Below are 25,251 nucleotides of genomic sequence, written 5' to 3' on the forward strand. Positions count from 1 at the left end.
ATGACCACCGCGCCCTCCCTCGACAGCGCCCGCACTCGCCCGGCGCCCGCCTTCCCGCTCCCCGACCTGACCACCTCGCTGCCCGCCGGGCCCGTCGAGGCGAGCCCGGCGGCCCTCGCCGAGGCCGAGCGGATCACCGCCGGCGCGCCCGCCGAGCTGTTCCGCCGGCTGCTCGCCGACCAGGAGAGTGAGAGCGCTCTCCTCGCCGCCCGCCTGGTCCTCACCGCCTTCCTGACGGCGGAGCCGGCCGGCGAAGACGCCCCGGCCGACGCCGATGCCGATGCTGATGCTGATGCCGTCGCCGACGCCGTCGCCGCCCACGTCCTGGCCGCCCGCGCCGAACTCGCCGCCGCCCTCACCCCCCTGCGGGACCACGAGGACCCCGAGATCCGCACCGCCGTCCTGCGCCAGCGCGCCCCCCTCGCCCTGTCCGGCGGCTGCTGGCTGGACACCGTCTCGCAGGCAGCCACCCAGCCCGCCGAGATCGTCGGCCGGCTCTTCCGCCACCACTGGCTGCTCCAGGGCGAGGGCACCGCCGAGGCCGGCCAACCCGCCCGCCGCCGCCGGGCACTGGCCGCGCGGGGCGTGTACCTCCCCGAGGTGGAGGCCGCCCGCTTCCTGGACGACGCCGGGGCCCGCCCGCTCACCGCCCTGCACGCCGCCTTCCGCGTCGCCCTCTCCCGGCTGCCCGCCTCCTTCCTCCCGGAAGTGGTCGGCGTCCACTACGCCGCCCACGCCCTCGGCGTGGACGAACTCCTGCTCGGCGGCGAGCCGATGCTGACCGAGAGCGACGTACGGCCCCTGCTGGCCGAGTACCTCGCCTTCACCGCGCACTCCCCGACCGGGCCCGAGGACCGCCGCCGCGCCCTGGCGGCCGTACGCCTCTTCGTCCGCCTGGAGCGCGAACACACCGACGCCCTCACCGAACTGGCCCACTGGCAGGCAGGGCTGTCCCTGGACGACAAGGTCGCCGCGATCGTCGCCCGGCACGCCCCGCACGCCGGCCGCCAGCACCGCGCCGTCCGCCTCGGCACCCGCAAGCTCACCGAGTGGCTCGACGACGAACACCTCGACGCCGCCGCCTTCGTCGCGGAGTTCCGCACCGCCCGCCAAGTGCGCCCCGCCCGCGACGGCGGCCCCTGCCGCTTCCTGAAGTCCATCAAGTTCGGCGGCCCCATGTTCGGGATCTTCGACGAGCGCGAGGCGGCCGTCTTCACCGCCTGGACCCGCTCCATCGCCGCCGGGGAGCCCGCCGGACCCCTGTCCGCCCCCGCCACCGCCGGGGACGACGCCGCCCGGCACTGGAGCGCCCGCCTCACCGCCGCCCGCCCCGCGGGACTCGTGGTCCGCGAGGCCGACCCGGCCCCGGACGAGCGCGCCCTCTTCCACCGGCTCGTCAACTTCGAGCGCTACCCGAACGTCCTGCCGCTGGCCCGGGCCCGCGCCGAGGCCGGCCTCGCCGACGCCGAGCTGCTCTTCACGCACGGCGCCGGCGGTCTGCTGACCAACGCCGAGTTCTTCGACTACACGCCGGACGCCCTGCTGGAACGCGTCGAGCGGATCTACCGGGACAAGCTCGTGGACCCGTACGAGCCGCTCACCGAGATCCCCGACCGCGACGAGGTCGTCTTCGAGCAGTCGACGTACGCGCTCGGCAGCCTCATCGACGGCACCTGGGCCCACCGCGTCGCCAACCTGGGCCGCCGCGGCCGGCGCGGGGACGACATGCTCTTCTCGATCTACGCCGACGAGATGGGCCGCGGCGACATGGCGAAGAACCACATCACGATCATCCACAAGGTCCTCGCGAGCATGGGCATGGACCTGCCACACATCCGGCAGGACGCCTTCCTCGACCAGGGCGACCTGCCCGACCACCTGTACGGCTTCTCCGTCCACCAGGTCTGTCTCTCGCTCTTCCCCGACACCCTCTACGACGAGATCCTCGGCTACAACCTCGGCATCGAGATGTTCGGCCTCGGCGCGATGCGGCTGCACGAGATCCAGAAGCTGCGCTACCACGGCCTCGACATCTCCTACGAGGAAGCGCACCTGTCGATCGACAACTTCTCGGCGGGCCACGCCCGCCAGTCCGCCGAGATCGTCGTCGCCCACCTGGACGAGGTCCGCCGGGCCTCCGGCGCGGAAGCCGTCGAGCGGGCCTGGCGCCGCGTCTGGCGCGGCTACGCCTCCTTCGCCTACTTCGTCGAACACGCCCTGGTCAAGGGGGTGCGCTCGGCGCAGGCCGGTCCCGCCACCGCCCCGGCCACCGCCGCCGACCTGGTCATCTGAGGAGCCCCGCCGTGGAACCGACGACGAGTTTCGACCCCGAGGTCCTCGACCTCCCCTTCTACGACGACGGCCACCGCCGCCTCGCCGAGACCGCCGGCACCTGGTGCGACAGCAACCGGGTCCTGTGGGAGGAGGTCCGCGCCCTGGACCCCGACACCGCCGGACGCCGGCTGGTGCGGACCCTCGGCGACGCGGGCTGGCTGGCCGCGCTCGACCCCGCCGCCGGCCCCGCCGAGGACCTGCGCGCCGTGTGCCTGCGCCGCGAGGCCCTCGCCTACGCCGAGGACCTGGCCGACTTCGCGTACTCCATCCAGGCGCTCGCCGCGACCCCCCTGCTGCGGTTCGGCAGCGAGGCGCAACAGCGCCGCCACCTGCCCGGCATGGCCGCCGGGACGACGATCGGCGCGTTCGCCGTCTCCGAGCGGGAGGCCGGTTCGGACGTGGCCGCCGTGGGCCTGGCGGCCGTCCGGGACACGGCGGACGGCTCGTACGTCCTGAACGGGCGCAAGGCGTGGATCGCCAACGGCACCATCGCCGACCTGTTCGTCGTCATCGCCCGCACCGGCCAGGGCCCCGGAGCGCTCGGGCTCTCCGCCTTCCTCGTCCCCGCCGACACCCCCGGCCTGCGGGCCGAGCGGATCGACGCGATCGCCCCCCGCTCCTTCGCCCACCTGGCCTTCGAGGACTGCCGGCTGCCCGCCGACGCCCTCCTCGGTCGGCCCGGACGGGGCTTCGTGGTCGCCGTGGACCTGCTGGAGCGGTTCCGCACCACCGTCGGCGCGGCGGCCCTCGGCTTCGGACGCCGCGCCTTCGACACCGCCCTCGCGCACACCAGGGAGCGGGCGGCGTACGGACAGACCCTTTTCGACCTCCAGCTCGTCAAGGCCGCCCTGGCCGACATGGAGGTGCAACTGGGCGCCTCCGCGCTGCTGGTGGCGCGCGCGGCCTGGGAGACCGACCGGGGCAACCGCCGCTTCGCCCGGCACTCCAACATCGCCAAGGTGCACGCCACCGAGGCCGCCCAGGGCGTGGTGGACTCCGCCGTGCAACTGCTCGGCGCGGCGGGCGTCGTCCAAGGCGGCGTCACCGAGCGGCTGTACCGGCAGATCCGGTCGCTGCGCATCTACGAGGGCACCTCGGAGGTGTTGCGGATGGCGATCGCCGGCTCCCTCGACATGCGCCGCGCACAGCGAGCGGCAGCCTGACCCGTACGTGTTCACCCCGGCAAGGAGCAGGACGTGACCAGCACCAACACCACCACCACGCCGATCGAGGCGGTCCGCCTCCCGGACCCCTACCCCTTCTACGCCACCCTGGTGGCCGAGCGCCCCTTCGCCTACGACGAGGCGCTCGGGGCCTGGGTGGCGGCCGACGCGGCGGCCGTGCGCGCGGTGCTGGGCAGCGACGCGCTGCGGGTGCGCCCGCCGGCCGAGCCGGTGCCGGCCGGGATCGCCGGGACCGCCGCGGGCGAGGTCTTCGGCGACCTGGTGCGCATGACCGACGGCACCACGCAGGGCCGGCTCAAGACGGTGGTGACCGACGCCCTGGCCCGCGCCGACACCGCCCACGCGGCCGAGCAGGCCCGGGAGTTCACCCGGCAGGCCCTCGCGGCGGGCGGCGGCGTCCCCCACGAGGAGCTGATGTTCGCCGTCCCCGCCCGGGTCGTCGCCTCGCTCAGCGGACTGACGGACGGCGCCGACCGCGAGGCCGCCCGCGCCATCGGCGACTTCGTCCAGTGCATCCCCGCCACCGCCACGCCCGCGCAGCAGGCGGCCGCGGCCACGGCGGCGGCCCGGCTGCGCGAGCTGCTGGCACCCGGTCTCACGGCGGAGGGCGGCGGGCTCCTCGCCGAGCTGGTCCGCGCCGCCGACCGGGCGTCGTGGCCGCATCACGGGCCGCTGCTCTCCAACGCCGTCGGGTTCCTGTCCCAGACCTACGACGCCACCGCCGGCCTGATCGGCAACACCCTGGTCGCCCTCGCCCGGGGAGCGGCGCCGGCGGACCCGGCGGACCCGGCCGGGATCGAGGCGCTGGTCCGCGAGGTGGTCCGGTACGACGCCCCGATCCAGAACACCCGCCGCTTCGCCGCCGAACCCTTCGCCCACGCCGACTCCGAGGTGGCACCGGGGCAGCAGGTGCTGGTCGTCCTCGCCGCCGCCAACCGGGACCCCGCCGTCAACCCGGACCCGCACGCGCTGCACCCCGGCCGGGTGAATCCGGCGGTCTTCACCTTCGGCGCCTCGGCCCACCGCTGCCCGGGTGAGGCGCTCGCCGTGGCCCTCGCCACCGCCGTCGTCATCGAACTCCTCGCGGCAGGCTTTTCCCCGTCCACCGTCCCCCAGACCCCGGCCTACCGCCCCCTGGCGAACGCCCGCATCCCGCTGATCTGAGCCGCACCCGCCCCCACCCGCGCACACCCGTCACCCCATACCCGCTCCACCCCGCACCCCCGTCACACCGAGATGGCCGGGGGCCTCCCACCCCCATGCCTCCTGATAGGACAAACCGTAAGATGTCGGACAGTATTCACCTCTGGATGCGACACGAGGCCCGCCCCACCGAACGTCGCGCGCCCCTCACGCCCGCCGACGCCGCCCACCTCGTCGCCCAGGGCCTGCGCATCACCGTCGAAGCGAGCGACCAGCGCGTGTTCCCCCTCGCCGACTACACCGCCGCGGGCTGCGCGAGCGCCCCCACCGCCTCCTGGCACGAACAGGCCCCCGACGACGCCTACGTCCTCGGCCTCAAGGAACTCCCCGACGCCCGCACCCCGCTGCGCCACCGGCACATCTACTTCGGCCACGCCTACAAGGGCCAGGCCGGCGCGGCCGAGCTGCTCGCCCGCTTCACCGCCGGCGGCGGCGCCCTCCTCGACATGGAGTACCTCACCGACGACTCCGGCCGCCGCGTCGCCGCCTTCGGCTACTGGGCCGGCTACGTCGGCGCGGCCCTCGCCGTCCTGCACCGCCGCGGGCGACTGACCGCCCCCCTGCGCCCCACCGACCGCCCCGCCCTGGACGCCCTCCTCGCCGCGTCCGCGTCGCATGACACCACGACCACCGCCCTCGTCATCGGCGCGCTGGGCCGCAGCGGCCGCGGCGCCTGCGACGCCCTGACCACGGCCGGTCTCACCGCCACCCGCTGGGACCTGCCCGAGACCCGCGCGCTCGACCGCGCGGCCCTCCTCGACCACGACCTGATGGTCAACACCGTCCTCACCACCGACCCCGTACCACCGTTCCTCACCAAGGCCGACCTCGACGACCCGGTCCGCCGCCTGTCCCTCGTCTCCGACGTCACCTGCGACGTCACCTCCGACTGCAACGTGCTGCCCGTCTACGACCGGACCACCACCTGGGACGAGCCGGTCCGCGCCCTGCGCGCCGACGCCCCCCGCCTCGACCTCATCGCCATCGACAACCTCCCCTCCCTGCTGCCCGTCGAGGCCAGTACCGCCTTCTCCGCCGAACTCGCCCCGCACCTGGCCCGCCTGGCCGAGTGGGACGGCGTGTGGTCCCGCGCCCTGCACACCTTCGAGACGGCCGTCCAGGCCCAGGAGACCCACCATGTCCGATGACGCGATAGCCGCCTCCGGCACCGTCCACTGGATAGGCACCGGCCTGTCCACCGGCCGCTCCGGCCTCTCCCTCGTCTGCGAAAGCGCCGCCCGCGTCGTCCTGTGGGACCGCACCGAGGAGCGCGCCGCCGCCCGACTCGCGGCGCTCGGCCTCACCGGCCGCGCCGAAGTCCGCGCCCTCACCCCCTCCGCCCCGGCCGCCCTGGCGGCCGAGGCGGGCCCCGGCGACGTCATCGTCTCCATGCTCCCGGCCGCCGAACACGCCCCGCTGCTGCGCCTGGCGATCGAACGCGGCGCCCACTTCGCCTGCACCAGCTACGTCTCCCCGGAGCTGGCCGAACTCGCCGGACTCGCCGAACGCGCCGCCGAGGCCGGGAGCACGGCCCGTACGGTCGTCCTCACCGAGGCCGGCCTCGACCCCGGCATCGACCACCTGCTGGCCCACGACCTGGTCGCGCGGGGCCGCCGGGCCCTCGGCGCGATACCCGCGACCGCCGCGTTCACCTCCTACTGCGGGGGTGTCCCGGCGGTCCCGAACGCCTTCCGCTACCGCTTCAGTTGGGCCCCGTACGGGGTGCTCGCCGCCCTCGGCTCCTCGGCCCGGTACATCGAGGCCGGCGCCGAGGTGACCGTCCCCCACCCCTGGGAGGCCACCCGTACCCGGACCCTCGCGGGAGAGGACTTCGAGGTCTACCCCAACCGCGACAGCGTCCCCTTCGTCGACCAGTACGGCATCCCCGACCACTGGGAGCTCGATGCCTTCGTCCGCGGCACCCTGCGCAACGCCGGCTGGCGCACCGCCTGGAAGGACGTCTTCGAGACGGTCGCCGCCGAGGACCCCGGCGCCGTCCGCGCCCTGGCCGCGGAACTCGCCGCCCGCCACCCCACCACCGCCGACGACCGGGACCGCGTGGTCCTCTCCGTCACCCTGGACCTGCGCACCGACGACGGCGCCCACTGGCACGGCTCCCACCTCCTCGACGTCACCGGGACCGCGGCCGAATCCGCGATGGCCCGCTGCGTCTCCCTGCCCGTCGCCCACGGCGTGACCCGCATCCTGGCCGGCGCCCTGCCCGCCGGCCTGAACCGCGCCGCCGAGACGCCCGCCGAGACCGACCACTGGCTCTCCTTCCTCGCCGCTCGGGGCCTCGGCGGCACGTACACCCAAACCCACGTCCCGGCCGCCGGGGCGACCTCGCCCACCACCCCGTCAGGAGCCACGGCATGAGCCCCGCCACCCCGCCCGAAGCCTTCGTCCTCACCGGCGCCTTCCGGGTCGTCTGCCGCAACCCCCGCTACCTGGAGGAACTCGCCGCGCGCGGCCTGAAGATCCTGCTCATCACCTCCGAGAGCCACCGTGACGCCGCCGAGACGGCCCGCAAGGACCCCGACCACCCGGCGTCCCTCATCGACGAGATCGCCTACGTCGACGGCTCCCTCGACCAGGAGGGCTCGTACACCCCCGGGTTCGTCGCCCGGGCCCGCGGTTGGCGCGACCGCTACACCGTGCGCGGCGCCTACGCGGTCGGCGAGACCCTCGTCGAACAGACCGGGCTGCTGTGCGACGCGCTGGGCCTGCCCGGCCCCGGGCTGCGCGCCACCCGGGTCTGCCGCAGCAAGTACCTCCAGCGCTGGTACCTGGCGGAGTTCGGCCCGGCCTGCCTGGTGGTGCCGCCCGGCGGTCGCGAGGACGCCGAGCTGGGCGCGCTGGACTACCCCGTCGTCGTCAAGCCGGCCACCCGGCACTCCAGTTCGGGGGTGGTGGCGGTCGGCGACGCGCAGGCGCTGCGCGAGCTGCTGATGTCGTACCCGGCCCACGAGACGGTGCTGATCGAGCGGAAGGTCACCGGCCAGGAGTTCTCGGTGGAGTCCCTGGTCCAGCACGGCCGGCCCGTCTTCACCTCGGTGACCCGCAAGGAGACCACCGAGTCCGGCGCGCAGACCTTCGTGGAACTCGCCCACTCCGTCCCCAACGCGCGTACGGAGACCGACGCGGCCCTGCTGGACGCCAACCGCCGGATGCTCGACGCGCTGGGCTTCCGCGACGGCATCGCGCACGCCGAGTGGCGCACCGGCGACGACGGGCGTCCCTACCTGATGGAGGTCGCCGCCCGCACCCCCGGCGACGGCCTGGTCGCCCTCTACCACCTCGCCACCGGGCAGCCGCTGGAGCCCGAGATCATCCGGATCGCGCTCGGCGAACCGGCCTCCTACCCGGCCCCGACCCGCTTCGCCCGCCAGGTCTACCTGGAGCACGGCACGGGCGCCCTCGCCGACGTCACCCTCGACTGGCCGGGCGTACGGCCCCTGTGGGTCGGCGAGTCCGGCATGTGGCCCGAGCTCGCGCCCGGCGCGCCGGACGACCCGGCCACGCTGCGCGCCCTGTTCGTCCTCAAGGAGGCGGGCGCGCCGCTGGGCCCGCTCGCCAGCTCCGACGACCGGGCGGTCACGTTCCTGATCGACGCGCCGACCCCGCAGGGGCTGGACGAGCTGGAGCGGCGGGTGCGCGGCGCCGTCACCGTCACCACCGACCCGGAGGCCCGCGATGAGCACTGACATCAGAGCCGCCGGGACGGACGAGGAGGCGGTGGCGGCCGACGAGGTGACGGTGGCGGCCGAGGCCGCGGCCCCCCGGACGCCGGCCGGCGCCGAACGGACCGCCGTGTGGGCCACCTTCAAGGAGGCCACCCCCGCCGTCAAAACCGTACTGGCCGGGGTGCTCGTCAACCGGCTCAGCGGCTTCCTCCAGCTCTTCCTGGTCCTCTTCCTCACCGATTCCGGCCACTCCCGGGGCCGCACCGTCATCGCGCTCGGCGTCTACGGGGCGGGGGCCGTCGCGGGCTCCCTCGTCGGCGGCACCCTCGCCGACCGGCTCGGCATCCGCCACGCCACCGTGCTGTCGATGAGCAGCACGGCCGTGCTGACCGCGGCCCTGCTCTACCTGCCCGACTTCACCCTGCTGCTCGGCGCGATCGCCCTGGTCAGCCTGGGCGCCCAACTGTTCCGGCCGGCCTCGGCCACCCTGCTGGCCGACCAGACCGACGGCGACCGGCAGATCATGATCTTCGCGATGTACCGCTTCGGCCTCAACGTCGGCGCGACCGCCGCCCCACTGCTCGGGTACGCGCTCTACAACGCGGGCGGACACTCGTACACCCTGCTCTTCTGGGGCGAGGCCGTCATCGCGCTCGGCTACGCCCTGGTCGCCCGGACCACCCTCCCCGCCAAGGTCGCGCCGCGCCCCGCGGCGGCCAAGACCCCGGCCCCGGAACCCACCGGTCCGCGCGGCGGCTACGCGGCCGTCCTGCGCGACCGCCGCTACCTCCTCTACCTGACCGCCGCCTTCTGCCACGCCGCCGTCTACACCCAGTACCTCTCCACCCTCCCGCTGTACATGAAGGACGCCGGGATGGCGCTCTTCTGGTACACCTTCGCCGTCGCGCTCAACGGCCTCATCGTGATCGCCTTCGAACTGCTGGTCACCAAGGTCTCCCAGCACTGGCCGCTGAAGATCACCGTGGGTCTCGGCTTCGCCCTCGTCGGCGCCGGGGTCGCCTGCTACGGACTGCCCATCGGCCCGGCCGCCGTCGTCATCGGCACGCTCGTCTGGTCGCTCGGCGAGATCCTCGGCGGCCCCGCCGTCTTCGCCTACCCGGCGAGCGCCGGCCCCGAGCCGCTGCGCTCGCGCTACATCGGCAGCTTCCAGTTCATGTTCGGCCTGGGCTCCGCCCTCGGGCCGATGGCCGGCGCGTGGCTCTTCCTCCGGTTCGGCTCCCTGGTGTGGCCGCTGGTCGGCGCCGTCTCCCTGCTCGCCACCCTGGCCGGCCTGGTCGCCGTACGCGACCGCCGCGGCCGTACCACCTGAGCCGTACCACAGGCCCGGCCCCCTGCCAGGCCCGTACCGCCCGACCCTTCCCCCCCCTCCCCACCCTTACCGATTTCGAATCGAACGAGAGGTTTCGACCATGGGGCACGAGAGCTTCCGGCCCGGTGCCGCGCACTTCCGCTGCGTAGGAGTGGGGGTCGGCCCGGCCAACCTCAGCCTGGCGTCACTGCTGCACCGCCGCGCGGACCTCCCCAATCTCTTCCTCGACCGCAAGGAGTCCTTCAGCTGGCACGACGGCCAACAGATACCCGGCACCACCCTCCAGGTCTCCCAGTTCAAGGACCTGGTGAGCCTCGCCGACCCGGCCAGCCCCTTCTCCTTCCTGGCCTACCTCCACGAGAAGGGCCGCGTCTACCACTTCCTCAACGCCCGCTTCGACGACGTGCCCCGGTTGGAGTTCCGCAACTACCTCGCCTGGGCCAGCCGCCGCAACGAGAACATCGCCTTCGGCGAGGACGTCCGGGAGATCGACTTCGACGACCGGCGCGGCGCCTACACCGTCCGGACCGACCGCCGCACCGTCACCGCCGACAACATCGTGGTCGGCGTCGGCAGCCGCCCCTGGGTCCCGCCGCAGGGCGCCGGGCTGCTCGGTCCCACCCAGTTCCACGTCGCCGACTACCTGAACGCCGCCCACGACCTCGGCGGCAAGCGCGTCGTCGTCATCGGCGGCGGCCAGTCCGGCGCGGAGGCGTTCCTCGACCTGATCTCCCGGTCCGGCCGACAACTGCCCCGCCGGGTCTCCTGGATCTCCCGCCGGCAGAACTACTTCCCGATCGACGACTCGCCGTTCACCAACGACTACTACATGCCCAGCCACGCCGACTACTTCTACGGACTGTCCCGCGAGCGCCGTCAGTCGTTGAACTCCCGCAACATCCTGACCAGCGACGGCATCTCGGAATCCACCCTGCGCGAGATCTACCAGCGCATCTACGTCCACCGCTTCGTGGAGGGCAACGAGGACCTGGTCGCGCTGCACCCGGGCCGCGAGGTGTTCGACGTGAGCGCCGCCCCCGTCGCCGGCTGGGAAGTCACCGCCCGCCACACCGGCGAACCCGAATCGGCCGAGAAGTTCGACGCCGACGTCGTCGTCTGGGCCACCGGCTACCGGCCCGCCGCCATGGACTTCCTCGCCCCCGTCGCCCACCGCCTGGAGCGCGAGGGCGACGAACTGCGCGTCGACGAGGACTACGCCGTCCGCTGGGACGGGCCCGAGGACCGCCGGATCTTCGTCCAGAACGGGGTGCGCGGCCAGCGCGGCCTCGCCGACCCCAACCTCAGCCTCAACGCCTGGCGCAGCCGGCGCATCGCCGACCGGCTGAGCGGCGTACGCGGCGACGAGCAGTTGGCGTCCTTCATCGAGTGGTCCACCAAGCCCGCGCCGCAGGAACGGTGGAGCGCCTGATGAGCACCCCCGCCGCCCCCGCCCCGGCCGGGGACCGCAGCGACGTCGCCGTCGTCGGCGCCGGGATACTCGGCGTCCTCATCGCCCGCGAGATCCTCGCCCGCGACCCGGCCGCCCGCGTCACCGTCCTCGAACGCGAGATGATCGGCTCCGGCGCCACCCGCCGCTCCGCCGGACTGCACTTCCCGCGCGGCGCCACCGAGACCGTGCGCACCCTGGCCGCCGAGAGCCAGGACTTCTACGCCGACCTCCACACCGCCCGCCCCGACCTGCCCATCCACCCCCTCCCGATGACGGTCCTCGCCCCCGAGGCCGCCGAGGAGCGGCTGCGCGAGGTCTACCTCCCCGAGGCGAAGCTGCGCCGGACCGGCGAACTCCCGCCGGCGGTCGCCCCGTTGCCCGAGCACGTCGGTGCCTGGGCGGGCGACGGCTGCCAGTACGCGGACGTCCACGCCCTCACCCAGTCGCTCGCCGCCGAACTGCGGCCCCGGGTCCGCTTCCGCGAGGCCGTCGCCGTCACCGCCCTCGACACCGGCCCGGACGGAGCCCACCTGACGCTGACCGGCGGCGCCACCCTGACCGCCGGGCGCGTGGTGCTCGCCCCCGGGCCGTGGCTCGCCGAACCCGCCTGGCGCGAGCTCGTCGCCCCGCTCGGCGCCCGCGTCAAGAAGATCGTCGCCCTGCACCTCGACGTCGCCCCGAGGCCCGGGGACGGGGCGATCGTCTTCCAGGACGAGGACGCCTTCCTGCTGCCCTTCCACCACCGCGGCCACTGGCTGTTCAGCTACACCTGCCGCGAATGGGACGTCGACCCCGCCGCCGTCGACCCCGCCCTCACCGCGGGCCACCTGGACGAGGCCCGCGCCCTGCTCACCCGCTACGCCCCCGAGCTCGCCCGGCACTGCCACTCGGGCCGCGTCTTCTGCGACGCGTACGGGCCGGCCGGCCGGCCGCTGGTCACCCCGCTCACCGAGGACGGCCGGATCGTCTTCGCGGGCGCCGCCGGCGGCTCCGGCTACCGCCTCGCCCCCGCCCTCGCCGCCCGTGCCGCGGACCTCCTCTCCCTGCCCGCCTCACCCCGGAAGGCCACGACATGATCATCGCCAACTACGACCCCGACGCGCTGGAAGAGGCGTTCGGCATCGACATGAGCGGCGTCGACGGCCTGGGCACCGGAGCCGGCTGGGGCCGCGTCGCGCCCGGTCGCGCCGCCGACCGCCACCAGCACGACGAGACCGAACTGTTCGTCATCGTCTCCGGGCGCGGCGAGTTCATCGTCGACAGCGGCGAACACCACCGGGCCGAACCGGGCACCGTCGTCCTCTTCGAACCGTTCGAGACGCACGTCCTGGCCAACACCGGCGACACGGACCTCGTCTTCTTCACCCAGTACTGGCGCGACGGCGACCGGGCCCTGACCTCCGCCGCGAACCCGGCCCGCAAGAGCTTCGGCGAACGCCCCGTCTTCGTCTTCTCCACCCCGCCCACCCCCAACGGCGACCTGCACCTGGGCCACCTCTCCGGCCCCTACCTGGGCGCCGACGCCTTCACCCGCTTCCAGCGCATGACCGGCGCCGAGGCATACCACCTCACCGGCAGCGACGACTACCAGAGCTACGTCGTCGGCGCCGCCCGCAAGGACGGCCGCACCCCCGCCGAGACCGCCGCGCACTACAGCGCCGAGATCGCCGAGACCCTGCGGCTGATGGACATCCCGCTCGACCAGTACACGGTCACCGACCAGGACCCCGACTACCGCGAGGGCCTGCGGGACTTCTTCAGCCGCGTCGTGGACTCCGGCCGGATCGCCGTCACCGCCCACGACGCCCTCTACGACGCCGAGAGCGGCCGGTACCTCTACGAAGTCGACGTCAAGGGCGGCTGCCCCGGCTGCGGCACCACCACCTCCGGCAACATCTGCGAGGAGTGCGGCGAACCCAACACCGTCGCCGACCTCACCGACCCCGTCTCCGCCGACTCCGCCGCGGCCCCCCGCCGCGCCCCCGCCGCCCGCTGGACCCTCCCGCTGCACGCCTTCGCCGACGACGTGCGCGCCCACCACCGGCTCGGCCGGGTGCCCGCCCGGCTGCGCGAACTCGCCGACCGGCTCTTCCGGCGCCCCGCCCTCGACATCCCCGTCACCCACCCCGCCACCTGGGGCGTCGAACCGCAGGAGAACATCACCGAGGGCCAGGTCATCTGGGTCTGGCCGGAGATGAGCTACGGCTTCCTGCACGGCATCCAGTCCCTGGGCGCCCGCCTCGGCCGCGGCTGGCGGGCCGCCGACCCCGGCCGGGACTGGAAGATCGTCCACTTCTTCGGCTACGACAACAGCTTCTACCACGCGGTCCTCTACCCCGTGCTCTACCAGCTGGCCTTCCCCGGCTGGACCCCGGACATCGACTACCACGTCAACGAGTTCTACCTGCTGGAGGGCAGCAAGTTCTCCACCAGCCGCCGGCACGCCGTCTGGGGCAAGGAGATCCTCACCCCCGACACCGTCGACTCCGTCCGCTACTTCCTCGCCGCCACCCGCCCCGAGGGCCTGCGCACCGATTTCCGGCGCGCCGCCTACGAGGCCACCCTCGACGACACCCTCATCGGCACCTGGCAGCAGTGGCTGAACGACCTCGGCGCCCGGGTCCGCAAGCACCACGGCGGCCACGCCCCCGACGCGGGGAACTGGACCCCCGAACACTCCGCGTTCCTCGCCCGGCTCGGCACCCGCCTCACCGCCGTCACCGGGGCGCTGGGCAACGACGCCTTCTCCCTCCAGCAGGCCGCCGCCGAACTCGACGGCATCGTCCGCGACACCGTCCGCTTCGCCCGCGGCGAAGGCCTCCTCGCCGACACCGAGGCATGGGCGAACGAGAACCGCACCGCCATCGCCCTCGAACTGGCCGCCGCCCGCCTCCTCGCGCACGCCGCGGCCCCCGTCATGCCCCGCTTCGCCGACAAGCTGGCCGCCGCCCTCGGCCTCGAAGCCCCGCGCACATGGCCCCGTACCGTCGAACTCCTCGCCCCCGGCGCCGCCGTCACCCTCGCCGACGCGGTGTTCTTCCGGCCGGCCACCGCCGCCCCCGCCGACCGGGCGGAGAACGCCCTCACCCCCTGGCTGACCGGGATCGTCCGCACCGCCCTGCGCCTGGAGGAGGACGAGCCGATCGCCGGACGCACCCTCACCCAGCTCGCCGCCGGCTCCCTCCAGGCCGTCACCGTCCAGTACCAGATCCTCGACGCCCTCGACGTGGACCTCTCCATGGACGAACTCCTGCACGGCGGCACCCTCGACGAACTCGCCGCCGTCATCGCCGAGCGCGCCGACGACGCGGCCGTCACCGCCCTCGCCGCCGCCGCGGACACCGAGGGAGGGACCCGATGAACCACCGCAGCGTCCTGCGCGAGATGGCCGAACGCGGCCTGTCCGTCAGCCTCGTCGACGGCGACCTGCGCCTCCAGGGCAACCGCGACCGGATGGACCCCGAGTTCATCGCCCGCGTCAAGGCCGCCAAGCCCGCCCTCGTCGCCCACCTCGCCGAGGAAGCCCGGCTCGGCCCCGGCTTCCCCCTCACCCCCCTCCAGCGCAGCTACTACATCGGCCGGAGCGGCGTCTTCGAGATCGGCGACGTGGCCAGCCACGTCTTCCACGAGATCGAGGGCGCCTGGGACCTCGACCGGCTGCAGACCGCCCTCGACACCGTCGTCGGCGCCCACAGCGCACTGCGCTCCCGCTTCCTCGCCGACGACCGCCAGGTCACCGAGTACGGGCACCACCGCCGGCTGCCCATCGGCCGCCTGGACCTGCGCGACCACACCCCGCGCCGGCAGCAGACCCTGCGCGCCGAACTGCGCGAGGCACGCTCCCACCAGGTGCTGCCCGCCGACCGGGCCCCGCTGCTCAGCGTCGACGTCATCGTCCTCGCCGACGACAAGATGGTGCTCCACGTCGGCCACGACGGGCTCGTCATGGACGGGATCAGCATGTTCCTGTTCTTCCGCGCCTGGTGGCGCGCCTACCAGAACCCCGCGCCCGAAGGCGCCGACGCTCCCGAGGAGTTCGCCTACGACGACTACCTCGCCACACTGGAAACGGCCCGCGACAAGGCCCCCGCCCGGCGCTCCCGCGCCTACTGGACGGACCGGCTGGACGACCTCGCCCCCCACCCCGACCTGCCGCTGCGCACCAGCCCCGCCGCCCTGACCCGCTCCCGCTTCACCCAGCGCCGGGTCCGCGTCGAGCGGGAGCGGTGGACGGCCGTCAAGGAGCGGGCCGCCGCCGCCGGACTGACGCCCTCCGCGCTGCTGCTCACCGCGTACGCGGAAGCCCTCGCCACCTGGGGCGCGGGGCAGCGCTTCACCCTCACCACCACCATCGCCCACCGGCCGCCCGTCCACCCCCGCGTCTTCGAGGCCATCGGCCAGTTCTCCGACACCCTCCTGGTCGAGGCGGAGGTCGACCGGTCGCTCACCTTCGTCGAGCGGGCGAAGGCCCTACAGGCCCGGCTGCACGCCGACATCGACCACCGCCACTTCTCCGGCATCGAGGTCATGCAGGAACTCGCCCGCCGGCGCGGCGGGGTGGCCGGTGCCCGGATGCCGTTCACCTTCAACAGCGCCATCGGACACGTCAGCAGCGAGGTCGACGGCTCGACCCTGGAACTGTTCGGACCCGAGGTCTACTCGGTCAGCCAGACCCCCCAGGTGTGGCTGAACGCCTTCGCCATGGAGCAGCACGGAGCCGCCGTCATCCAACTCGACGGCCTCGACGAACTCTTCCCCGAAGGGCTGCTCGACGACCTCGCGCACGGCTACGGGACGCTGCTGGACGCCCTCGCCGACGAGGCGGCCTGGCAGCGCCACAGCTTCGACCTGCTGCCGCCCGCCCAGCGCGCCCGTCGCCGCGCCGCCAACGACACGGCCGTCGCCCTGCCCGACGAGATGCTCGGCGACGCCATCGCCGCGGTCGCCGCCCGCACCCCCGACGCCCCCGCGATCCTCACCACGGACCGCGAGATCGGCTACGGCGAACTGCTGCGCCGCGCCGCCGCCGCCGCGACCTGGCTGCGCGGACACGGCGTGGGCCGCGGCGAACTCGTCGCCCTCGTCATGCGGCGCGGCCCCGAACAGATCATCGGCATCCTCGCCACCGTGCTCGCCGGCGCCGCCTACCTGCCCGTCGACGCCGCCCTGCCCACCGCCCGACAGCGGTACATGCTCCGCGACGGCCGGGTGCGGTGCGTCCTGACCGACGGCGGCCCCGTCGAGGCGTGCCCGCCCGGGGAGTTCGCCGTCCTCGACCTCGCCGCCCTGCCGGACGAGCCCGACCGGCCCGCCGAGGTCCCCGCCCGGCTGCCCGGCTCCGACCCCGACGACCTCGCGTACGTCCTCTACACCTCCGGCACCACCGGCGCCCCCAAAGGCGTCATGGTGACGCACCGCAACGTCGCCAACGTCGTCGCCGACTGCCACACCCGCTTCCGGATCGGCCCCGGGGACCGCTTCTTCGCCATCAGCGCCTTCAACTTCGACCTCTCCGTCTGGGACGTGTTCGGCGCCCTCTCGGCCGGCGCGGCCCTGGTCATGCCCGACCGGGACAAGGCCGTCGACCCCGCCCACTGGCTCGACCTGTGCCGACGGCACCGGATCAGCGTGTGGAACTCCGTCCCCGCCATCGTCGGCCTGATGCACGACCAGGCCGCCGCCGACGGCGACGTACCGCCCGCCCTGCGCCTGGTCATGATGAGCGGCGACCGGCTCCCGCCCGCCCTGCCCGCCGCGCTGCGCACCCTCAAACCCGGCCTGGAGGTGGTCTCCCTCGGCGGCCCCACCGAGACCACCATCTGGAACATCCTGCACCCCGTCCGCGAGGACGAGGACGGCACCGAGTCCATCCCGTACGGCCGCCCCAACGCCAACAACCGGGCCTACGTCCTGGACCGCGACGGCCTCGACGCACCCGACTGGGTCACCGGCGAGATCGTCGCCGCCGGCGCCGGCCTGGCCCGCGGCTACTGGGGCGACGACGAACGCACCGCCGAGCGGTTCTACGCGGACCCGGTGCGCGGCGAACGCCTCTACCGCACCGGCGACCTCGGCCGGTACCTGCCGGACGGGGACATCCAGATCCTCGGCCGCTCCGACTTCCAGATCAAGGTCAACGGCTACCGGATCGAGGCCGGCGAGGTCGAGACCCGCCTCGCCGCCCTGGAGGGCGTCGCCCAGGCCGTCGTCGCCGCCCGCGGCGGCTCGCTCCTCGCCCACCTGGTAGCCGAGGGCCCGCACCGCCCCGAACTCGCCGAGGTCCGCCGGGCGCTGCGCGCCGACCTGCCCGACTACATGCTGCCGGCGGCGCTGGTCTGGCACGACAGCCTGCCCCTGACCAAGAACGCCAAGGTGGACCGTACGAAGCTCGCGGCGATCGGCGCCGAAGACCCCGGCCCGGCCGCGTCCGCGACACCGGAGGGCGCCGCGGCCGACTCCGCCCCGACCGGCGACACGGAGAAGCTGCTGGCCGACATCTGGGCCACCGTCCTGCGCCGCACCGACGTCGGCGCCCTGGACACCCTCGCCTCCCTCGGCGGCGACTCCATCGCCGCCGCCCGCATCCTCACCGCGGCCCGCAAGCGCTTCGGCGTCACCCTCACCCTCGACCAGTTCGCCGAGATCGACACCGTCCGCGCCATGGCCGCCGTACTCACCCCACAGGAGGCCCGATGACCGCGCGCACGGCGGCCCCGCCCGCGCCGGCCGCCCCCGCCCCCGGCGCCCGCCCGGACCCCTCACCGCTCAACCGGCTCGTCCGGTCCGCCCCCACGGCCGGCGGCCGGCTCCACGCGGCCCGCCTCGACGGCACCCGCTCCGTGTCCCTGGCCGAGCTGTACGCGCGCTCCGGTCGCCTCGCCCACCACCTGCGCGGCCTCGGCATCGGGCCGGGCGACCGGATCGGCATCCTCGCCGCCAACAGCGTGGAATGGGTGCTGCTCGACCTGGCGGCGCTGCGCCTGAAGGCACAGACGGCCGGCCTGGAGCCCGGCAAGTTCACGCCGTCCCGGGACCTCATGGACCGCTACGGCATCACCCTCCTGTGCACGGACCGGCCGACCGACCTCCCCGGCACCCTGCGGACCGACGACGTCTGGGCCCTGACCGAACCGGGCGCCGGGCCCGACGCACCGCTGCCGCCGGTCACCTGGGCGCCGCGGGACGTCACCACCATCAAGTTCACCTCCGGCAGCACCGGCGCCCCCAAGGGCCTCGGCGCCACCGCCGGCAGCGTCGAAAGCTCCCTGGACGCCGTCCAGGAGATCTTCGAACACACCCCGGACGACCACCTCTTCGTCTTCCTGCCGCTCTCCCTGCTCCAGCAGCGCTACTGGGTCTACTCGGCCCTGCTGCACGGCCACGACATCACCCTCACCACCTACGAAGCCGCCTTCGCCACCCTGCGCCGGACGCGCCCCACGGTGGTCATGGGCGTCCCCGCCTTCTACGAGACGGCCCGCCGGCGGATCGAGGCCAAGGGCAGGCGCCACGGCGCGGGCACCACCCGACAGGTGGCCGAAGCCCTGTTCGGCGACCGGATCCGCTACCTGTGGACCGGCTCCGCACCCGCCGCGCCCGCGACGGTCCGCTTCTTCACGGAGGAGGCCGGGCTGCCCCTCTTCGAGGGCTACGGCCTCAACGAGACCTGCATCGTCACCAAGAACCACCCCGGCGCCCACCGGGCGGGCAGCGTCGGCCGGGTGGTGCGCGGCAAGGAGGTGCTGATCGGCGCGGACGGGGTGATCGGCGTCCGCAGCACCCACCCCGTCAACGACCACTACGCGTACGCCGCCCCCGGCGACTCCGAGAAGGTGTTCCTGCCCGACGGCACCGTACGCACCGGCGACATCGGCCATCTCGACGAGGACGGCTTCCTGTTCGTCCACGGCCGCGCCGATGACGTCATCGTCCTCGACAACGGCAAGAAGCTCGTGGTGCGGCCCGTCGAGGAGCGGATGAAGGCCGACCCGGCGATAGCCGAATGCGTGCTGTTCAGCCCCACCCAGACCGACCTCGTCGCCGTCGTCTCGCCGGCCGCCCTGCCCGTGGACCCCGAGACCGTCACCGCCCGGCTCGCCGCCGCGAACGCCGCCGGCACGCCCGACGAGCGGATCAGCCGGGTCATCGTCGCCGACGAGCCGTTCAGCATCGCCAACGGTCTGCTGACCTCCCAGTACAAGCCCAAACGCCCCGCCATCCAGCGCGCCTACGCGCACCAGTTGCTCAATCAGGAGGCCGGAATCCATGCCTGACACCCTCACCCCCATCGAGTCGGCGGCCCGCGAACAGCTCTCCCTCGTCCTGATCCCCGAGGTGCCCGCCGAGTCCCTCGACCCCGACGCCGACCTGGCCGCCGCCTACGGCCTGACCTCCCTCAACAAGGTGCTCTTCCTCACCGAGCTGTGCGAGGACACCGGCGTCGACCTCTGCCACTTCACCGAACACGACCTCGCCGCCATGCGGACCCTGCGCGATGTCACCAGCGCCCTCGCCCGCCACCACGACGCACCGACCGGAGCCTGAACCATGACGACCACCACCACCGACTGGGCCGACCGCGCCGCCGCCACCCTGGAGAACGACCGGGTCCGGCTGACCCCGGTCCGCGAGGCGGATCGCGAAGGCATCCGCGTCGTCGCCATGGACCCCGACATCTGGCGCTACTTCGTCTCCGCCGTCGAGACCGACACCGACTTCGAGACGTTCTTCGGCGCCATGCTCGCCGACCACGCCGCCGGCCGCCGCGCCGTCTACGTCATCACCGACAAGGCGACCGGCCGGATCGCGGGCAGCATGAGCTTCGGCAACATGGCCGAAGCCGACCGGCGCCTGGAGATCGGCTGGTCCTGGCTCGGCCGCGACTTCCGCGGCAAGGGCATCAACCACTGGGCGAAGGCGCTGCTCCTGGCACACGCCTTCGACGTCCTGGAGGCCGAACGCGTCGAGTTCAAGACCGACGTCCTCAACCTCCAGGCCCGGCGCGGGCTGCGCAACATCGGCGCCACCGAGGAAGGCACCCTGCGCAGCTTCAACTACATGCCCGGAGGCCGGCGCCGCGACGCCGTCTTCTACAGCGTCCTGCGCGCCGAGTGGCCCGAGGTGCGCGCCGCCCTCGCCCGGGGCCCGAAGACGGCCGTCCCCGCATGAGCGTCACCTTCGTCGACGCCCCGGGCACCCCGCGCGAGACGGGCCGTACGCACGGCGCGGCCCTGGCCGCGCCGCTGCGGGCCTTCCTCGACGACGGCGTGGCCCGCCTCGGCCACCTCACCGACGCCCCCCTCTCGCTCGACGGGCTCCGGCCGTCGATCGCCGCCTACCGGGCGGCGGTCACGGCCGCCCTGCCCGACCTCGCCGAGGAGGTCGCCGGGCTCGCGGAAGGGGCCCGCCTCACCGAGGACGAAGCCTGGCTGCTGCAACTGCGCCGCGAACTCATGGGCTACTCCAAGGTCCGCACCGGCGGGGACTGCACCACCTACGCCCGCACCGGGCCCGTCCCCGTCCTGGCCCAGACGGTGGACCTGAACGGCAACCTCGACACCCACATCACCGTCCTGCGCACCCCGCGCTCCCTGGTCCTCAGCTTCGCCGGACTGCTCGGTTACCTCGGCATCAACCGCGCCGGCCTCGCCGTCGGGCTGAACCTGGTGCTCGGCGGCGCGTGGGGCCCGGGGGTGCCGCCGTACCTGGCGATCCGGCACCTCCTCGACCGCGCCGGGAGCGTCGGGGAGGCCCTCAAGCTCCTCGCCGACCTGCCACTGGCCAGCTCGCGCTCCCTGACTCTGTGCGACCGCGAGCGCGCGGTGTACGTGGAGCACCTGGACGGCGAACTGCGGGTGGGGGAGGGGCCCGAGGCGGTGCACACCAACCACTTCCTGCACCCCGACTTCGCGCCGGCGGACGAGCTGAACGTCTTCGCCCGCAACTCCTCCCTGCGCCGGCTGCGCGCGGCGACCGAGGGGCTGGCCGGGCTGGCGGAGCGGGCCTCGGCGGAGGACCACTTCGCGGTGCTGGCCCGCCCGCCGATCCGGGTCCCCGACCGGGGGGACATCCGCGCCGAACGCACCGTCGCGGCGGTGGTGCTCTTCCCGGACGCCGGTGAGCTGCACCTGCGCCCGGGTGACCCCGCGCTCGGCACGAGCCGGCTCTTCACCCTCTCGACCCCGTGAACCGAGGGAAGGACCAGGAGGATGGACGCATGGCTGGTCGACCTCGACCGAGTCGTCCCCACCGACATCAGCGATCCGGCCGGTCCCGCGGACGCGTTGGCCGGCCTCACCGAGGACGAACTGCGGCGCGGAGCCGAGTTCGTGCACGCCCGGGCCGCCCACCGCTTCTTCCGCGCCCGGCTCACCGTCCGCAGGCTGCTGGCCGACCGGCTCGGCCTCGACCCGCGCGACCTGCGCATCCACTACGACCCGGCGGGCAAGCCGTACCTGCCCGACCGGCCCGGTACGCACATCAGCTGGTCCCGCTCGGACGGCCTCCTGCTGCTGGGCGCGACGGAGACCGGGCCGGTCGGGGTGGACGTAGAACTCGTCCGCCCGGACGCCACCAACATGGACGTGCTGTCCTTCGTCTACCCGGCGGTCCCCGCCACGGCCACGCCCCGCACCTTCTTCCACGCCTGGACCCTGCTCGAAGCCGCGGTCAAGGCCACCGGGCGGGGGCTGGCGCGGGGGGCGAGGGAGGTCGACCTCGACTTCGGCCCGGGCGGCACGGTCGCCCTGCGCGGCATCACCGGCCACGGCCCCCACCCCTGGCACGGCCACACCTCCCTCCACCCGATCCGCCCGAGCGCCCCCTCGGCGCTGACCGCCTTCGTCTCCCACGACCTCCCCCCCTTCCGGGTCCGCCCCTGGCCCCCGCGCTGACTCACCGGCGGTCAGTGACCCGCGGATGCCCGGTCCCGGCGTACGTGAGCCGGCATGCTTCACGGGCGGTGCCCGAAGCGGACCTCCCACCGGCCTTCCGGCGCGGGCGGCGCCGCGCGGTCTCCGCGCCCCGCGGTCACGCGACGCCCCGGGGGTCGGCGGCCGGTCCGTGGTCTTCCGCGCCGTGGTCCCGCGTCAGGGCGGCCGGCAGCTCGGGATCGTAGTAGACCTCGGCCGTGTGCTGCCAGGCGACGAGCAGTTGGGCGACGGCAGCGCTGTTGCCGAGTGGGTCGGCCGCCCGCAAGGTGTCCACCAACTCGACGGCGAAGGCATGGACATCGGCCTCGGGGAGGAAGCCCACCCAGGGAAACGCGTCCGGCGGTATGTCCAAGAGCAGTTCCATGCTCCCGGGCTCCCGCCGCGCCATCGCGGACAGCATGCGCGTGGCCGCCGATACGACGGTCTGGTCCTGCTCGGCCCGCGCGGCCGTGGTGAGGACCAGGTCTTCCCCGTCCCTGCGGTGCAGCGGCAGCCGTGGCGACTCCTTGAGGCGGGCCGGCGTCTATTTGTTCTTGTCGACCAGCTCGGAGGAGTTCACGGCGGCGTTCTCGGTGCTCATGACTTTCACATTACGGGCGGCGCCGGCGCGGAAGGGGCCGGCCACCGCCCGGGAGTCGTGTGCCCCGCGCCGCTACCGGGGGACGAAGCGGTCGACCAGCAGGGTGAGCCGGTCGGCCACCCGGGCGGCGGGCAGCCGGCCGGCGCGGGTGAGGGTGACCAGCCCGTGCAGCGACGCCCAGAACGTCTCGACGTACAGCCCCGGCTCCTCGTCGGGGCCGGCGTGCCCGGCGAGCGGGTCCAACAGGGCCTGGAACGAGTCGCGGAGGGGGGCGGGCGTGGCCTCGTCGGCGTACGGGAGCCCGTTGTCGAGGCTGAACATCGCGTCGTACAGGGCCGGGTTGCGCGCCGCGAAGTCGGTGTAGGCGCGCGCCAGCGCGGCCACCGCCGCCCGACCGCCGGCCTCCTCCGACTCCGCCGGTACCGCCGCGCGCAGGGCGCTGGTCAGCTCGGCGAACCCCACCAGGGCCACCGCCCCCACGATCTCCCGCTTGCCGCGGAAGTGGCTGTAGAGCACGGGCTGGCTGTACTCGATCCGCTCCGCGAGCCGGCGCGTGGTGACGGCGTCCCAGCCCTGGGCCTCCGCGAGTTCGCGCGCGGTGGCGACGATCAGCCGGTGGCGTTCGGCCCGTTCGCGTTCCTTGCGTTCGTGTGTCGACATGCGTCCATCCTAGCGCCGCTAGACATTCGAGCGTCGATCTGTCTAGCATTGCACCGGAAGCTAGCGCTGCTAGATCTCGTGGGACATCACCCCTGGGAGGGGTCATGCAGGACGTACTGGCCGTCGTCACGGTCGTCGTGGTCGGACTGATGGTGGGCGTGGAGTTCGCGGTGGCGGTGTTCGTCAATCCGATCCTGGACCGGCTCCCGGACAACGGCGGCCTCGCCGCCCGCGGTGACGGCGCCCGCGTCCTGGGCCGCGTGATGCCCTTCTGGTACATCTGCTCGCTCGTCCTCGGCGCCGTGTGGGCCGCCCTGACCTGGGGCGCCGCCGGCGCCCCCCTCATCGCGGCCGGCGCCGGCCTCCTCGTGGTGAGCGTGGTGATGTCGATCCTGCTGCTCGTGCCCATCAACTCCCGCGTCGCGACCTGGTCGCGCGACGGCGTCCCCGCCGACTGGAAGCAGCAGGTGAACCGCTGGGACCGCTTCCACTACGTCCGGGTGGCCGTCATCATCGCCGCCTTCACCCTCTTCACCGTCGCCCTCGTCCAGGTGTAACGAACGGGAACGACGACCTGCCTGTGCCGGCGGGCCGCCGTAAGGCAGCCTGACATGCGGGCCCGCGTATCCACAGTCGTACTGACCATCGGCGGTGCCGTCCTGCTCGTCGGCTGTTCCGGCGGACCCGAAGCCGCCGCGTCGGGCCCGAGCCGGAGCCCCGGTCCGAGCGCTTCCCGGACCGGAACGCCGACCCCGATCCCGACCCCGACCGCCGCGCCCGAGCCCACCCCGGCCGGTGTGCTCGTCCTCCTCTGGTACGGGCAGGGCGGCTCCGAGCAGTACAACGAACTCGTCCGACAGGCCCGCCTGTACTGGAGCATGCACGAGCACGACCGCGCGGTCATCGACTTCAAGAACCTGTCCGAAGCGCTCCGCACCGCCGATAGGCGAGGGGGACGGAGGCCCGGGGGTGGGCGGACATCGACCAGGGCCTCGCCGAGCTGAAGGACCTGGACAACCGGTTCCGGGCCGCCGGGGTCCTGCCGTTGAAGGACCCGTGGAAGGACCAGGAGGTCTGACCGGGGGCCGGGCCTGCACTTTGTACAGGGGGTGGCCGCGCACCTAGGGTGACGGCATGGCGCGCGAGGCACTGACCAAAGAACAGATCATCCGCACCGCGATCGAACTGCTCGACGAAGAGGGCCTGGAAGGCCTGAACATGCGCAGCCTTGGCAAGCGGCTCGGCACCGTTGCGACGGCCGTCTACTGGCACGTCAAGAACAAGGACGACCTCGTCCTGCTGGTCGGCGACCGGGTGTGGGGCGAGATCGAGCTGCCCGACCTCGACGCGGTCGACTGGCGTACGGCCGCCACCACGATGGCCACCAGCCTGCACGCGGTGCTCGGCCGACACCTCTGGCTGGTCCAGGCGTTCGGCTCGTACCTCTTCTACGGTCCCGCGAAGGCCCGTCACGACGACCACTGCCTCGCCGTCTACGAGGCGGCCGGTTTCACGGGCGCCGCCGCCGACCGGGCGGCGGCCGGCGTCTTCACGTACGTCCTCGGCAGTGTCCTCGGCGCCTCCGCGACCGCCACCCTGACGCGCAGGATCAGCCGCGACGGCGGCGACCCCGAGGAGGCGTTCGCGCGGGCGACGGCCAAGGCGACCGAGTCCGTCATGGAGTACCCGCGGCTGCGCGCGCGCCTCGGGACGCCGTCCGCCTCGCACGACGCCGCCGCGCACGACAGCTTCGACTTCGGTCTCCAAGCCCTGCTGAGCGGCCTGGAGGACCGGCTCCGCTGACCGGGTCACCCGACCCCGCTCCCTCCCTGATCCCCGGCCTCTTGAACTAAGTTCATTCAGCCCTTGTGTTCCGCCGATGGCGCTGCCTACGCT

The 25,251-nt window shown here is 73.9% G+C and carries 20 protein-coding genes and 1 pseudogene; 19 read left to right on the forward strand and 2 right to left on the reverse strand.

The features are described 5' to 3' along the window. From ACFVXJ_RS23700 to ACFVXJ_RS23775, 16 genes are all read left to right on the forward strand, one after another. A complete protein-coding gene (locus ACFVXJ_RS23700; protein ID WP_389664444.1) occupies positions 1–2,292 on the forward strand; it encodes an iron-containing redox enzyme family protein in 2,292 nt (763 codons plus the stop codon). Between the two features lie 11 nt (positions 2,293–2,303). Beyond that, a complete protein-coding gene (locus tag ACFVXJ_RS23705) occupies positions 2,304–3,497 on the forward strand; it encodes an acyl-CoA dehydrogenase family protein (RefSeq protein WP_389664446.1) in 1,194 nt (397 codons plus the stop codon). Positions 3,498–3,530: 33 nt separating this feature from the next. Beyond that, complete coding sequence (locus tag ACFVXJ_RS23710; RefSeq protein ID WP_389664448.1) at positions 3,531–4,682, forward strand: cytochrome P450; 1,152 nt, start codon at positions 3,531–3,533, stop codon at positions 4,680–4,682. Between the two features lie 122 nt (positions 4,683–4,804). Further along, positions 4,805–5,869 carry a saccharopine dehydrogenase gene (locus ACFVXJ_RS23715; protein WP_389664450.1) on the forward strand — a complete coding sequence of 355 codons (1,065 nt, stop codon included), beginning with the start codon at positions 4,805–4,807 and terminating at the stop codon, positions 5,867–5,869. After that, positions 5,859–7,097 carry a saccharopine dehydrogenase C-terminal domain-containing protein gene (locus tag ACFVXJ_RS23720; protein WP_389664452.1) on the forward strand — a complete coding sequence of 413 codons (1,239 nt, stop codon included), beginning with the start codon at positions 5,859–5,861 and terminating at the stop codon, positions 7,095–7,097. The genes ACFVXJ_RS23715 and ACFVXJ_RS23720 overlap by 11 nt, the downstream gene beginning before the upstream one ends. After that, positions 7,094–8,425, forward strand: coding sequence for an acetyl-CoA carboxylase biotin carboxylase subunit family protein (locus tag ACFVXJ_RS23725; RefSeq protein WP_389664454.1), 1,332 nt, complete (start codon positions 7,094–7,096; stop codon positions 8,423–8,425). Before ACFVXJ_RS23720 ends, ACFVXJ_RS23725 begins: the two co-directional genes overlap by 4 nt. Continuing rightward, positions 8,415–9,734: an MFS transporter gene (locus tag ACFVXJ_RS23730; protein WP_389664456.1), complete on the forward strand. Its 1,320-nt coding sequence runs from the start codon at positions 8,415–8,417 to the stop codon at positions 9,732–9,734. The genes ACFVXJ_RS23725 and ACFVXJ_RS23730 overlap by 11 nt, the downstream gene beginning before the upstream one ends. Before the next feature lie 100 nt (positions 9,735–9,834). After that, positions 9,835–11,163: a lysine N(6)-hydroxylase/L-ornithine N(5)-oxygenase family protein gene (locus ACFVXJ_RS23735; RefSeq protein ID WP_389664458.1), complete on the forward strand. Its 1,329-nt coding sequence runs from the start codon at positions 9,835–9,837 to the stop codon at positions 11,161–11,163. Then, a complete protein-coding gene (locus tag ACFVXJ_RS23740; protein WP_389664460.1) occupies positions 11,163–12,260 on the forward strand; it encodes an NAD(P)/FAD-dependent oxidoreductase in 1,098 nt (365 codons plus the stop codon). Before ACFVXJ_RS23735 ends, ACFVXJ_RS23740 begins: the two co-directional genes overlap by 1 nt. Further along, a complete protein-coding gene (locus ACFVXJ_RS23745) occupies positions 12,257–14,545 on the forward strand; it encodes a class I tRNA ligase family protein (protein ID WP_389664461.1) in 2,289 nt (762 codons plus the stop codon). The genes ACFVXJ_RS23740 and ACFVXJ_RS23745 overlap by 4 nt, the downstream gene beginning before the upstream one ends. Then, positions 14,542–17,880 carry an amino acid adenylation domain-containing protein gene (locus ACFVXJ_RS23750; RefSeq protein WP_389664463.1) on the forward strand — a complete coding sequence of 1,113 codons (3,339 nt, stop codon included), beginning with the start codon at positions 14,542–14,544 and terminating at the stop codon, positions 17,878–17,880. The genes ACFVXJ_RS23745 and ACFVXJ_RS23750 overlap by 4 nt, the downstream gene beginning before the upstream one ends. Beyond that, a complete protein-coding gene (locus ACFVXJ_RS23755) occupies positions 17,877–19,457 on the forward strand; it encodes an AMP-binding protein (RefSeq protein WP_389664465.1) in 1,581 nt (526 codons plus the stop codon). The genes ACFVXJ_RS23750 and ACFVXJ_RS23755 overlap by 4 nt, the downstream gene beginning before the upstream one ends. After that, complete coding sequence (locus ACFVXJ_RS23760) at positions 19,450–19,728, forward strand: acyl carrier protein (RefSeq protein ID WP_389664467.1); 279 nt, start codon at positions 19,450–19,452, stop codon at positions 19,726–19,728. The genes ACFVXJ_RS23755 and ACFVXJ_RS23760 overlap by 8 nt, the downstream gene beginning before the upstream one ends. 3 nt (positions 19,729–19,731) lie before the next feature. Then, positions 19,732–20,352: a GNAT family N-acetyltransferase gene (locus ACFVXJ_RS23765; RefSeq protein ID WP_389664469.1), complete on the forward strand. Its 621-nt coding sequence runs from the start codon at positions 19,732–19,734 to the stop codon at positions 20,350–20,352. After that, positions 20,349–21,371, forward strand: a complete 1,023-nt coding sequence (locus ACFVXJ_RS23770; protein ID WP_389664470.1) for a C45 family autoproteolytic acyltransferase/hydolase — start codon at positions 20,349–20,351, stop codon at positions 21,369–21,371. Before ACFVXJ_RS23765 ends, ACFVXJ_RS23770 begins: the two co-directional genes overlap by 4 nt. Positions 21,372–21,392: 21 nt before the next feature. Then, positions 21,393–22,076 (forward strand): 4'-phosphopantetheinyl transferase family protein, encoded by a 684-nt coding sequence (locus ACFVXJ_RS23775; RefSeq protein WP_389664472.1) that lies wholly within the window; start codon positions 21,393–21,395, stop codon positions 22,074–22,076. Between the two features lie 136 nt (positions 22,077–22,212). Here the strand turns inward: ACFVXJ_RS23775 and ACFVXJ_RS23780 are convergent. Then, positions 22,213–22,695, reverse strand: a pseudogene (locus ACFVXJ_RS23780) (hypothetical protein). Between the two features lie 72 nt (positions 22,696–22,767). Next, positions 22,768–23,355, reverse strand: coding sequence for a TetR/AcrR family transcriptional regulator (locus tag ACFVXJ_RS23785; RefSeq protein WP_389664474.1), 588 nt, complete (start codon positions 23,353–23,355; stop codon positions 22,768–22,770). 104 nt (positions 23,356–23,459) lie between these two features. Between ACFVXJ_RS23785 and ACFVXJ_RS23790 the strand changes: the two genes are divergently transcribed. From ACFVXJ_RS23790 to ACFVXJ_RS23800, 3 genes are all read left to right on the forward strand, one after another. Then, a complete protein-coding gene (locus tag ACFVXJ_RS23790) occupies positions 23,460–23,912 on the forward strand; it encodes an anthrone oxygenase family protein (protein ID WP_389664476.1) in 453 nt (150 codons plus the stop codon). 54 nt (positions 23,913–23,966) lie between these two features. Further along, positions 23,967–24,359, forward strand: coding sequence for a hypothetical protein (locus ACFVXJ_RS23795; protein WP_389664478.1), 393 nt, complete (start codon positions 23,967–23,969; stop codon positions 24,357–24,359). 130 nt (positions 24,360–24,489) lie between these two features. Further along, positions 24,490–25,158: a TetR/AcrR family transcriptional regulator C-terminal domain-containing protein gene (locus tag ACFVXJ_RS23800; RefSeq protein WP_389664480.1), complete on the forward strand. Its 669-nt coding sequence runs from the start codon at positions 24,490–24,492 to the stop codon at positions 25,156–25,158. Positions 25,159–25,251: the final 93 nt, after the last annotated feature.

The organism is Streptomyces sp. NPDC058279, from assembly GCF_042881255.1.
Lineage (GTDB): Bacteria > Actinomycetota > Actinomycetes > Streptomycetales > Streptomycetaceae > Streptomyces.